Origin of the sequence: Pseudoduganella sp. UC29_71 (assembly GCF_042693265.1) — a bacterium.
Classification (GTDB): domain Bacteria; phylum Pseudomonadota; class Gammaproteobacteria; order Burkholderiales; family Burkholderiaceae_D; genus Rugamonas.
Window position 1 is genome coordinate 1,766,344 of the sequence record NZ_CP170549.1, and the last position, 11,663, is coordinate 1,778,006.

Sequence of the window (11,663 nt, forward strand, 5' to 3'; positions counted from 1 at the left end):
CAAAAATTAAAGGATGCACTCCTGATGAATTACACCTTCACCACTTCCGTACCGCACCTTCAGACAGAGCGACTGACGCTTCGCGAATATCGGCGCGCCGACTTCGATTTGTTTGCAGACCATTTGATGAATCCGGAAAGCTCGGTTCACTTAGGCTCAGCTGACCGTCAGACGGCTTGGCGAATCTTCACTTCACATGCCGGATTATGGCTCGTCCACGGCGCTGGTTGGTGGGCTATAGAGGACAAGCAGACTGGCCAGCTCGTCGGCAGTGTGGGAGCTTTCTTTCGCGAACAATCAACTGTGATAGAAATGGGATGGAATACTTATCGGGCATTCTGGGGGAAAGGGATTGCGAGCGAGGCGGCTGAGGCGGTCTTGAATTATGTATTCGAGGTGCGGCGCGAACCTAAAGTTCAGGCGCTTATCAGTGCAGATAATGAATCGTCCCGTCGCGTTGCAGAGCGCTTGGGGATGGCCTACGAAATGGAGACTGAGCTGCACGGCAAGGCCATCGGTAGTTACGTGCGTGAGCGCAGCTAAGCGGCCTCCTGTCGGCTAGGAATATTGTCTCTGCAGTTTTCCTAATATGAGAACGCTACATGGGTGACTGGATTGTTGATGCGATTGGCTCGGCTATTAAGGGCCTTGTTAGTCGACTTTTTGGAGCATTGATCGAGAAAGTATTCTATTGGCCCGGTTGGCTACTGCTTCGATTAATTACGTATGGACGATATCCTCCCAAGGGGGCAGTGAAGCACAATCGCTTCGCCGTGGGATTGTTTGCCCTCACTTTAATCGTTTCCGTGCCGCTCTTGTACGCACTGATTGCAACGCGGCCGGGATTGGGTAACTAATGAGCCCTATGTTAAGTCCGTAATCGGTTTTTATCGTGTTGCAGGCAACATGCGCCTATCGTTTCAGGTATTTTTGGCCATTTTTTCGTCGATTTTTGCGGGTGCGGTGGCCGTTAGCGGCTTGAGTTGAGCAGGAACCGATGGGGCATTACAGCCCGACTCTAAAGTTGAACTGACTTCAATTGCTCGCGCAGCCAGCGATGTCCGGCGTCGTGTTCGCTGCGCGGATGCCATGCCATCGCGATGGCAAACTCGGGCAGGTCGAACGGAAGCTTGAAAATATCTAACTGCCCTTCAAACTTCTGCAGGAACCTGATCGGCAGCGTGCACACATAGTCGGTATTCGCCAGTATGGTCGGTACAAGGTTGTAATGCGGTACCACCACCACGACCTGGCGCTTCTGCCCGAGTTCGCCCAGGCGCTGGTCCAGGAAGCTGTGAAAGTCCCCTTTGGTGGAGACCAGCACATGTCCTAAAGCGCAGAACTGTTTCAGCGTTGGTGCGCGTGTCCCGCGTGGGTGGCCACGTCTTTGTGCCATCACGTACCGCTCGCTGGAGAGGGGCACTGCCCTCAGCTGTGGCGGGATCGACTGCACCGCACCCAGGATCAGATCGAGCTCTCCTCGTTCCATCCGGGCCACGATACCATCCAGGTTCGGCTCGCAGAAACCCGCACGCAGGCCTTTTCCGCCGCTTGCTGCAATGCGTCGCACCAGCTCGATGCCAAACATCGTCACGACGTTGTCGTTGGCAGCAACCATGAACCTGCGTTCGGCCCGGGCCGGATCAAACGACTCGGGGTCACGTACGGCAGCTTCCAGTTGACGCAGCGACTCCCGCAATCCATCACGTAACGCCAGCGCACGCGGGGTAGGCACCATGCCGCGGCCGCTTTCCGAAGGCAAAAGGAGCGGATCCCCGAACAGGTTTCGCAAGCGGGCCAGTTGCGCGGACAGTGCAGGCTGGCTGATATGGAGCCGGGCGGCGGCCCGTGTCACGTTGTTCTCCTGGAGCAGGGCGTTGAGCGATACCAGCAAAGCAAGGTCGGGAGGTCTTATATCCATATGGGTTATGGGTCGAATATAAACAATTGATTTGTAGTATAGGTCGGCCGCGTCCACAATGGCAATCATTCACCACCCTCAAGAGGAGACTGTCATGAAACGAATGATTGCAGCGGCCTTGGTTGCGATCTACGCACAGGCCCCAATGCAGGCTTTCGCGGCTGACCAAGCGCCGGGCTTTCATCGCGCAATGTTGGGCGATATTAAAGTTACCGTCCTGTCGGATGGCGTGGCAGCGCGCGACGTCACCGAGATCCTGAGCGACGCAAAGACGGCGCGTGCCGAGCTGCGTGCCAATCACCTGCATGACAAGCTGGACCTGTCCATCAATGTCTACCTTCTGGACACTGGCAAACACCGAATCCTGGTAGACACCGGCGCCGGCGAGCTGTTCGGCCCCACCAGCGGCCATTTGCTGGCCAATTTGGCGGCAGCGGGTTACAAGCCCGAGCAAATCGATGCCGTTCTGCTGACGCACATTCACGGCGACCATTCCGGCGGCCTGTCGATTGGCGGCAAGCGCCTATTCCCGAATGCGGTGGTCTATGCCGACCGCAAGGAAGTGGCGTACTGGATCAACCAACCGGCGCCCAAGGCGACTGTGGGGCCGTATCTGGATGCCGGTCGCGTCAAGTATCTGCCGGACACCGGTGAGGTCCTGCCTGGCATCACTGCCCGCCCGATGCCTGGCCACACGCCGGGACACAGCGCTTACCTCGTAGAGAGCAAGGGCCATCGTATGCTGTTCGTGGGCGATTCGGCGCACGTCGCCGAGGTTCAATTGGCACATCCCGGGATCACCATTTCGTACGACGAGAACCAGCCCGAAGCCTCAGTCTCCCGCCGCAAGCTTTTCGACGAAGTGGCCGCGAGCGGTGTGGTCGTCGCTGCTCCCCACTTCTCGTTCCCGGGGATGGGCCATTTGCGCAAGGACGGCCAATCCTACCGTTGGGTGCCCGTAGCCTATAACGACCGGGTGGTCGAAGTGGCGCCGTGATTAGCGCTTTGCTCGCGGCTGCGGCCGCATCTCGGTGACCGCATTCGGGATCATCGACGTGGACCAGCATGGCCGTGGTGGCGGGCTTGCAGCCAACCGCATAGGGTTGCGAGGTGAAGCGGGAAACAAATCCCGTTTCGGAAAACTGAATGATCCGGATCGAATCTTCAGCCGGCGGGCCACCGTGTCGCTGTTCTCGAAACAGTATGGTGAGCTCCGCCTTGGGCGTGATTTCTCACATGGCTTCATGGGCTACTGCTTTTACGATACCTTTGGCGCATCGCCGTGAACCGCTTTACCCCCACAGGCTTTCAGGACGGGCAGATCAGCTATATTGCGCCGGCTTGAGGCATCAGCCGTTCGTTCGGGGATGTACGGCTGATGGGCGGTTTTGGGCACGGAGACGGAAGCCCGCCGCGCTCGAAGCAGGCGTCCAGTGGCGGGGTTGGCGCGCCGCCTTTATTCGGACAGGAACAAACCACGTCTCGTCAGGCTGATTTCCATGAGGTGACGGCTGCCATGGCAATCTATGCGACGGTGATTAGCGACGGCAAGGGGACCGAGAACTACTGGCAATTGCTGAAGAATTAGTTGTTAGGTCAAAAGATCATGCAGCGCGACCGACGGCTTCAGGGCGGCACCGGCCGGTCATCGATTCTCTTACGCGCGCAGCTCCTTGCGCACAACCAGCGTCTGACCTGACCAGATCTCGCTCACGGCGCACACTTTGACGTCCACGAAACCCAGCGGCAGCGCCAGCGCGCGGATTGTGTCTTCGGTGATGTCGGTCGGGACTTTGGCGGCCTTCTTCGGCCACGACACCCATACGGCCGCATCGGGCTTCAGCGTGCGTTTTGCCTCGGCAAGCAGGGCGGCCAGCGCGGCGCTGCGGTCGCAGAACAGGTGCACGATGTCGGTCGTTACAGACATGGCGGGCTCGAACGCCACATCGTCTGGCAGCGGCGCCAGCAGGGCCGCGTAATCGCCGGGCGCGGCGGACACGTAAACCGCGCGGCCGGACTTGATGCCGAGCTTCTTCGCAAGCGGGGTGCCGGAATAGCCGGAAGGCTGTGCCGTCATGGCTGGCGGTCCGACGGGGTGGTTTACGCCGTCGTTGGTCGGCACGTCGCCCAGGTCGAAGGGATTAACGCCATCCAGGCAGCCGACGTTGTAGCCGTACTGCCCGGGATTGGAGCGGCGCTGGTGGTGCGTGTAAATGCCGCACACGGAGCAGAAGTAGTGCCGCGCCTTGCAGGTGTTGAACTGGTACAGCGTCAGCACGTCCTGACCGCGGACCACACGGATGCCGGACAAGGGCACCGGCGCGACTATGGCACCCTTGCGCCGGCAGATCGAGCAATCGCACCGGTGCGGGTCGACGATGCCGTCCGGCAGCGACAGTTCCAGCTCCACCGCGCCGCAATGGCAATGCGCCAGGTGCAGCGGCTGGATCTCTGTCGCGCCCACGCGCTTGATGCCGGCGGCGGGTTCAGGTTTGCGGGATGGTGAGGGCATTGGTCAGCTCCTTCAGGCACGGAACAAATGGGCGGCCAGCAAGCCCAGCATGGCGAGGATGAGGGCGATGCCCATGTAGGCGCTGTTCATCATGAAGCGGCCCTCCCAGCTGCCCTCGCGCTTCAGGCGTGAATAATAGGACCAGCCATGGCCGGGCACGTAGGCGTTCTTCCTGCGGTGCCGGTAGTCGATCAGCTGGCACGGTATGCCCACCGCGACCACGAATATGACCATGATGACTTTCAATATCAGCATTGCATGCCTTTCAGCGTGTCACTGGCCCGAACGCAGCGCTCCAGCGCGGCTTTCACTTGGTCGATGTCCAGCTCGGCCGGGCGGCGCTGTATCGTGTCCAGCACGTTTTCCGCCGCCGCGACATCGGCCAGCAGCGCATCCCATGCGGCCCCCTCGGCGGGCGCGCCCGCTGCCCTGAACTGGCTCAGTTCACATTGCAGCCGATTCAGGCCGAATATCAGTTTGCCGACGGTTTCGTAGTCCATGTCCAAAATATAGCAAGAAGGTCATCCCAGCAGCAGCACGGAGCACAGGCTGGCGTTGTAGGCCGCGTGCAGCAGTATGCTGTAGAGCAGGCCGTGGCGGATGCGGATGTAGCTGAACACCAGGCCGCAGAACAGTTGCGGCAGCAGCATCAGCGGCATCAGGAAGGCGGCCTTGTGCGAATATTCGAAATTGCCGACATGGATGACGGCAAACGCGCCGGCGTACGACCATACCACGAGCCGGTAGCGCCGCAGGAAGGCGCGGCCGCGCCGCATGACCAGGCCGGGACGGGCCAGATGGCGGCGGTAGATCCAGTCCATCAGGCCGATCAGGGCGAGGGCAGCCATCAGCGCCAGGGACAGCTGCCAGGTGCCGGGACGCGAGACGATGAACAGCGCCGGCCCGAGGAACAAGGTGTAGCGCGCGCTGCGCAGCCCGGCGCGGAACGCCAGTTCTTCCACCACCGGCGCGATGAACACCGCCATCAGCATGAACCTGGTGTCGGCAGTGAGGGCGTACTTGATGGACGGCGCAAACTGCTCGAAACCCAGTTCCAGCGGAATCTGCAGCAGCGCCACGGCCAGGCACAGCCCCCACAGCAGCAGGAAGCGGCTCAGCCATTTTTTCTCGCCGCCCAGCGTGCGGCGCGGCCGGCGCACGAAATCGGCGAACATGGCGATTTCGTGCTTGATCTCGCTCCACGTCCGCTCGGCGTCGGACTGCGGCTTGACCATGGCGTCGTTCACGCCTGCTGGCACACGTCCACCCACTGGCCGGCCGTCACGGCGGCAATCTGTTCGGGCGTGATGCGCACCGCGCTGTGCACGGCGCCGGCGGCGGGCAGCACTTCATCGTACTTGCGCAGCGACGCGTCCAGATAGACCGGCAGCGGCTCGGCCAGGCCGAAGGGACACACGCCGCCCACCGGGTGGCCGGTCATGCGCACCACGTCGTCGGCGTCCATCATGCGGCCCTTGCCGAAGGCGTCCTTGAACTTGCGGTTGTCGATGCGCGCGTCGCCGCTGGCCACCAGCAGGATGGCGCGGCCGTCGCCCAGTCGGAACGACAGCGTCTTGGCGATCCGGCCCGGCTCCACCCCGTGCGCCTCGGCCGCCAGCGCCACCGTGGCGGTGCTCACCTCCAGTTCGATAATGGGCAGGTCCAGCTGTCTGGAGGCAAAAAATTCGCGCACGGATTGCAGGCTCATGGGACGGTGGGAAAGAGTATAAAAGTTATACAGATTATAAGCGCAAGGCAACTTTCACAAGCGATATCAATTTTAGTATCGATATCGATTTTTAATTCATTGGAAAGGCATCGATACCTTCTTTAGTATTCCACTATTGCAGTGCGAAAAATTACAGGAGATTTTGCATGTCGGAGACGAAGAAAAAAGTGGAACTGCGCTCGGCGCAGTGGTTCGGTACGCAGGACAAGAACGGTTTCATGTACCGCAGCTGGATGAAGAACCAAGGCATTCCAGACCACGAATTCCAGGGCAAGCCCATCATCGGCATTTGCAACACCTGGTCCGAACTCACCCCTTGCAATGCCCATTTCCGCAAGCTGGCCGAACACGTCAAGCGCGGCATCCTGGAGGCCGGCGGCTTCCCGGTTGAATTCCCGGTCTTCTCGAACGGCGAGTCGAATCTGCGCCCAACGGCCATGCTGACCCGTAACCTCGCGTCCATGGACGTGGAAGAATCCATCCGCGGCAATCCAATGGACGCCGTGGTGCTGCTGGTCGGCTGCGACAAGACCACCCCGGCGCTGCTGATGGGCGCCGCGTCGGTGGACGTGCCCACCATCGTGGTCTCGGGCGGCCCCATGCTGAACGGTAAGCTGGACGGCAAGAGCATCGGTTCCGGCACCGCCGTATGGCAGTTGCACGAGCAGGTGAAAGCCGGCGAGATCTCCATGCACAAATTCCTGGCCGCCGAAGCGGGCCACTCGCGTTCGGCCGGTACCTGCAACACCATGGGCACCGCGTCGACCATGGCCTGCATGGCCGAAGCGCTGGGCACCACCTTGCCGCACAACGCCGCCATCCCCGCAGTGGACGCGCGCCGCTACGTGCTGGCCCATATGTCGGGCATGCGCATCGTGGACATGGTGTGGGAAGACCTGCGCCTGTCCAAGATCCTGACCAAGGAAGCGTTCGAGAACGCCATCCGCGTGAACGCCGCCATCGGCGGTTCCACCAACGCCGTGATCCACCTGAAGGCCATCGCCGGCCGCATCGGCGTGGACCTGGAGCTGGAAGACTGGACCCGCATCGGCCGTGGACAGCCAACCGTGGTGGACCTGCTGCCCTCGGGCCGCTTCCTGATGGAAGAGTTCTACTACGCCGGCGGCCTGCCGGGCGTGATCCGCCGCATGGGCGAGGGCGGCATGCTGCCGCACAAGGACGCGCTGACCGCCAACGGCAAGACGCTGTGGGAAAACAATAACGATGCGCCGATCTACGACGATGAAGTGATCCGTCCGCTGGACAAGCCGCTGCTCAAGGATGGCGGCATCTGCATCCTGCGCGGCAACCTGGCGCCGCGCGGCGCGGTGCTCAAGCCGTCCGCCGCCACCCCGGCGCTGATGCAGCATCGCGGCAAGGCCGTGGTGTTCGAGAACTTCGAGCACTACAAGGAACGCATCATGGACCCGGACCTGGACGTCGATGCCAGCTCCATCCTTGTGATGAAGAACTGCGGCCCGAAAGGCTACCCCGGCATGGCGGAAGTGGGCAATATGGGCCTGCCGCCCAAGCTGCTGGCGGCAGGCGTGAAGGACATGGTGCGCATCTCGGACGCCCGCATGAGCGGCACCGCCTACGGCACCGTGGTGCTGCACGTGGCGCCCGAGGCGATGGCCGGCGGCCCGCTAGGCATCGTGCGCGACGGCGACTTCATCACGCTGGACTGCGCAGGCGGCCTGCTGAACCTGGAAATCCCGGACGAGGAAATGAAGCAGCGCCTGGCGGCGCGCGCCGAGCAGAAAGTGGAGGGCGCCAAGTCGGGCTACCAGCAGCTGTACATAGACCACGTGCTGCAAGCCGACGAAGGCTGCGATTTCGACTTCCTGGTCGGCAGCCGCGGCTCGGCCGTTCCCAAGCATTCACACTAAAAAGATTGGCGGGTTACGCGCTTTGCGCTAACCCGCCACAACCGGAGATACCCATGCTGCTCGTACAATTCAAGAAAGAAAACGGTGAACGCCGCGTTGGCCTGCTGGAGCAGTCCACCATCCGCGAACTGGAAAGCTTCACCACCACCTACGCCCTGGCGCAAGCTGCCATCGCGCAGAAGAAAAGCCTGGCCGAACTGGCGCAAGCCGACGCCGGCCCGCAAACCCACAACTACGGCGACGTGGCCGCAGCCGGCCGCCTGCTCACGCCGCTGGACCACGCGGACGAAGCCCATGCCTACGTCACCGGTACCGGCCTGACCCACCTGGGCAGCGCCGACACGCGCGACTCCATGCACAAGAAAATCGGCGGCGACGTCGAATCCCTGAGCGACTCCATGAAGATGTTCCGCATGGGCGTGGAAGGCGGCAAGCCTGCCGCCGGCACCGCCGGCGTGCAGCCGGAATGGTTCTACAAGGGCGACGGCTCCATCGTGGCCGCCACCGGCCAGTCGCTGGTGATGCCCGACTTCGCGCTGGACGGCGGCGAAGAACCCGAAATCGCCGGCCTGTACATCATCGGCGACGACGGCCAGCCATACCGCGTCGGCTACGCCATCGGCAACGAGTTCTCGGACCACGTGACCGAGCGCCAGAACTACCTCTACCTGGCGCACTCCAAGCTGCGCGCCTGCGGCCTGGGTCCGGCGCTGCTGGTGGGCGAGCTGCCTGCCAGCGTCACCGGAACCTCGCGCATCCTGGACAAGGAAGGCAAGGTACGCTGGGAGAAAGCCTTCTTCAGCGGCGAAGAGAATATGTCGCACACCATCGCCAACCTGGAGTACCACCACTTCAAGTACGGCCTGTTCAAGCGCGCCGGCGACGTCCACATCCACTTCTTCGGCACCGCCACCCTGAGCGTGGCCGACAACATCAGCGTGCAGCCGGGCGAAACCTTCGAGATCGAAGCGCCTGCCTTCGGCCCTGCGCTGCGCAACCGCCTGGAAGTCGTTGAAACCAGCTACACGAAAGTGACCGCCTTATGATCATTACAGGTGAAGCACTTATCGGCGGCGTTGCCGTCAAAGGCAACGGCGGCTCCTTCCAGGCCATGAACCCCGCCGAAGGCGCGGCCATGGAGCCGGCCTTCCACATGGTGGACGCGGCCCAGATCGACCAGGCCTGCAGCCTGGCCGGCGCCGCCTTCGACACCTTCCGCGCCACCAGCGACGCGGACCGCGCCAGCTTCCTCGAAGCCATCGGCGCGCAGATCATGGCGCTGGGCGACACGCTGATCGAACGCGCCATGGCCGAAAGCGGCCTGCCGCGCGCGCGTCTGGAGGGCGAGCGGGGCCGCACCGTCAACCAGCTCAAGCTGTTCGCCGACCTGCTGCGCGAAGGCTCCTGGCGCGACGCCCGCATCGACACCGCGCTGCCGGACCGCACGCCGCCGCGCCCGGACCTGCGCATGCGCTTGATCCCGGTCGGCCCGGTGGCTGTTTTCGCCGCCAGCAATTTCCCGCTCGCGTTCTCCGTGGCCGGCGGCGACACCGCCTCCGCGCTGGCCGCAGGCTGCCCGGTGGTGCTGAAAGCCCACTCGGCGCATCCTGGCACTTCGGAGCTGGTGGCGCGCGCCGTCGTCAAGGCGGTTGAACAGTGCGGCCTGCCGGCCGGCGTATTCGCGCTGCTGACCGGCACCGGCAACGGCATCGGCCAGACGCTGGTGGCGCATCCCGCCATCCAGGCGGTCGGCTTCACCGGCTCGCGTTCGGGCGGCACCGCGCTGATGGCAGTGGCCGCAGCGCGTCCGCAACCGATACCCGTGTATGCGGAAATGAGCAGCATCAATCCGGTCTACCTGCTGCCGCAGGCGCTGGCCGCGCGCGGCGACAGCATCGCGCAGGGCTTCGCCGCCTCGCTGGTGATGGGCGTGGGTCAGTTCTGCACCAATCCCGGCCTGGTGCTGGGCATCGACGGCCCGGACCTGGACCGCTTCGCGCAAGCGGCCACCGAGGCGCTGCAGCCGACCGCACCGGCCACCATGCTCACCGCCGGCATCGCCGGCAGCTACCAGCGCGGCGTGGCCAACCTGGCCAGCCAGGGCTGCGTCACCACGCTGGCCAACGGCGAACAGCTGGAAGGCAAGGGCGCTCCGGCGTTCTTCAAGACCAGCGCCGCATCCTTCCTCGGCGAGCACGCGCTGCATGAAGAAGTGTTCGGCCCGGCCTCGCTGCTGGTGGCCTGCAAGGACGTCGCCGAAATGCGCGCCATCACCGAGAAGCTCGAAGGCCAGCTGACCGCCACGCTGCAGCTGGACGAAGGCGACTACGCCGACGCGCAGGCGCTGCTGCCGGTACTGGAGCGCAAAGTGGGCCGCATCCTGGCCAACGGCTTCCCGACCGGCGTGGAAGTATCCACCGCCATGGTGCACGGCGGCCCGTTCCCGGCAACGGCCGACGGCCGCAGCACCTCGGTAGGCACCGGAGCGATCAACCGCTTCCTGCGGCCGGTGTGCTACCAGAACCTGGCGCAAGCACTGCTGCCGGTGGAGCTGCGCGAAGACAATCCGCTGGCCATCTGGCGCCGCCGCGACGGCGCGCTGGGCAAGGCCTGACGGTAGCGGCGACGCACGCCGCAGAGGTAGAGAAGCAACGCGTAGGGCGGGTTAGGCGCAGCCGTAACCCGCCGCAGCACAGCAACAAATAACAATACAGCAGGAGACACCATGACAGAACATGCCAAATTCGGCAGCCTGCGCGGCAAGCGCGTATTCATCACAGGCGGCGGCACCGGCATCGGCGAAGCGCTAGTGACGGCCTTCGCCGACCAGGGCGCCCTGGTCGGCTTCGTCGACATCGCCAAGGACGCCAGCGAAGCGCTGGTCGAGCGCATCGCCGCAGCCGGCCACCCCGCGCCCGAATTCCGCCACTGCGACATCACCGACATCCCCGCGCTGCAAGCGACCATCGCCGCCCTGGCCGACAAGCTGGGCGACTTCGACGTCCTGGTCAACAACGCCGCCAACGACCAGCGCCACGAAGCCGAAAACGTCACCCTCGACTACTGGAACGAGCGCATCGCCATCAACCAGCGCCCCATGTTCTTCACCGCCCAATCCGTACTGGCCGGCATGAAGCGCAAAGGCGGCGGCTCCATCATCAACGTCAGCTCCATCTCCTGGCACGCCAAAGGCGCCGGCTACCCCGTGTACGCCACCACCAAGTCCGCCGTGATCGGCCTGACCCGCAGCCTGGCGCGCGACCTCGGCCCGCACAACATCCGCGTCAACACCGTCACCCCCGGCTGGGTCATGACCCAGCGCCAGATCGACCTGTGGGTGGACGACGCCGCCGAAGCCGAAATCCAGCGCATGCAATGCCTGCCCGGCAAGCTCATGCCCGGCCACATCGCCTCCATGATCCTGTTCCTGGCCGCCGACGACAGCGCCATGTGCACCTCCCAGGAATTCATCGTCGACGCCGGCTGGGTCTAGTTATAACCTTGGGGTCAGGTCCGGCATCGCGCCACGAGCACATCAGTTACCAGTCGAATGGCTGAGCCCGTGGCGTGATGCCGGACCTGACCCCAAGAGGATTTGTGGCGTGATGCCGG

13 protein-coding genes are annotated in these 11,663 nt (G+C 63.4%); 7 read left to right on the forward strand and 6 right to left on the reverse strand.

Annotation, left to right across the window (positions count from 1 at the left end; translation table 11 throughout):
• Positions 1–24: 24 nt before the first annotated feature.
• Positions 25–543, forward strand: a complete 519-nt coding sequence (locus ACFJI2_RS07750; RefSeq protein ID WP_377704484.1) for a GNAT family N-acetyltransferase — start codon at positions 25–27, stop codon at positions 541–543.
• A gap of 475 nt (positions 544–1,018) precedes the next feature.
• Here the strand turns inward: ACFJI2_RS07750 and ACFJI2_RS07755 are convergent, their stop codons facing one another.
• On the reverse strand, positions 1,019–1,990 hold the full coding sequence (locus tag ACFJI2_RS07755; protein WP_377704485.1) for a LysR family transcriptional regulator: 972 nt from the start codon (positions 1,988–1,990) through the stop codon (positions 1,019–1,021).
• 25 nt (positions 1,991–2,015) lie between these two features.
• On the opposite strand from ACFJI2_RS07755, the gene ACFJI2_RS07760 reads away from it, so the two are divergent.
• Together ACFJI2_RS07760 and ACFJI2_RS07765 are read left to right on the forward strand one after the other, a co-directional pair.
• Positions 2,016–2,918, forward strand: coding sequence for an MBL fold metallo-hydrolase (locus ACFJI2_RS07760; RefSeq protein WP_377704486.1), 903 nt, complete (start codon positions 2,016–2,018; stop codon positions 2,916–2,918).
• 58 nt (positions 2,919–2,976) lie between these two features.
• Positions 2,977–3,207, forward strand: coding sequence for a hypothetical protein (locus ACFJI2_RS07765; RefSeq protein WP_377704487.1), 231 nt, complete (start codon positions 2,977–2,979; stop codon positions 3,205–3,207).
• A 371-nt stretch (positions 3,208–3,578) separates the two neighbouring features.
• Here ACFJI2_RS07765 and ACFJI2_RS07770 read toward each other — a convergent pair whose 3' ends face one another.
• From ACFJI2_RS07770 to ACFJI2_RS07790, 5 genes are read right to left on the reverse strand one after another with little or no spacing between them, the layout of a single operon-like run.
• Complete coding sequence (locus ACFJI2_RS07770; RefSeq protein ID WP_377704488.1) at positions 3,579–4,433, reverse strand: GFA family protein; 855 nt, start codon at positions 4,431–4,433, stop codon at positions 3,579–3,581.
• A gap of 12 nt (positions 4,434–4,445) precedes the next feature.
• Positions 4,446–4,688, reverse strand: coding sequence for a hypothetical protein (locus tag ACFJI2_RS07775; RefSeq protein WP_107871864.1), 243 nt, complete (start codon positions 4,686–4,688; stop codon positions 4,446–4,448).
• The gene (locus ACFJI2_RS07780; protein WP_377704489.1) at positions 4,682–4,933 is read right to left on the reverse strand and encodes a hypothetical protein; all 252 of its coding nucleotides are present in this window, start codon (positions 4,931–4,933) and stop codon (positions 4,682–4,684) included. The genes ACFJI2_RS07775 and ACFJI2_RS07780 overlap by 7 nt, the downstream gene beginning before the upstream one ends.
• Positions 4,934–4,954: 21 nt before the next feature.
• Positions 4,955–5,692, reverse strand: coding sequence for a type II CAAX prenyl endopeptidase Rce1 family protein (locus ACFJI2_RS07785; protein WP_377704490.1), 738 nt, complete (start codon positions 5,690–5,692; stop codon positions 4,955–4,957).
• Complete coding sequence (locus ACFJI2_RS07790; protein ID WP_107871870.1) at positions 5,677–6,141, reverse strand: YbaK/EbsC family protein; 465 nt, start codon at positions 6,139–6,141, stop codon at positions 5,677–5,679. Before ACFJI2_RS07790 ends, ACFJI2_RS07785 begins: the two co-directional genes overlap by 16 nt.
• A gap of 167 nt (positions 6,142–6,308) precedes the next feature.
• On the opposite strand from ACFJI2_RS07790, the gene ACFJI2_RS07795 reads away from it, so the two are divergent.
• From ACFJI2_RS07795 to ACFJI2_RS07810, 4 genes are all read left to right on the forward strand, one after another.
• The gene (locus tag ACFJI2_RS07795; RefSeq protein ID WP_107871872.1) at positions 6,309–8,051 is read left to right on the forward strand and encodes an IlvD/Edd family dehydratase; all 1,743 of its coding nucleotides are present in this window, start codon (positions 6,309–6,311) and stop codon (positions 8,049–8,051) included.
• 53 nt (positions 8,052–8,104) lie between these two features.
• Complete coding sequence (gene araD1 / locus ACFJI2_RS07800; protein WP_132137169.1) at positions 8,105–9,097, forward strand: AraD1 family protein; 993 nt, start codon at positions 8,105–8,107, stop codon at positions 9,095–9,097.
• Positions 9,094–10,665 carry an aldehyde dehydrogenase (NADP(+)) gene (locus ACFJI2_RS07805; RefSeq protein WP_377704491.1) on the forward strand — a complete coding sequence of 524 codons (1,572 nt, stop codon included), beginning with the start codon at positions 9,094–9,096 and terminating at the stop codon, positions 10,663–10,665. The genes araD1 and ACFJI2_RS07805 overlap by 4 nt, the downstream gene beginning before the upstream one ends.
• Positions 10,666–10,776: 111 nt before the next feature.
• Positions 10,777–11,544 carry an SDR family NAD(P)-dependent oxidoreductase gene (locus tag ACFJI2_RS07810; protein WP_377704492.1) on the forward strand — a complete coding sequence of 256 codons (768 nt, stop codon included), beginning with the start codon at positions 10,777–10,779 and terminating at the stop codon, positions 11,542–11,544.
• Positions 11,545–11,663: the final 119 nt, after the last annotated feature.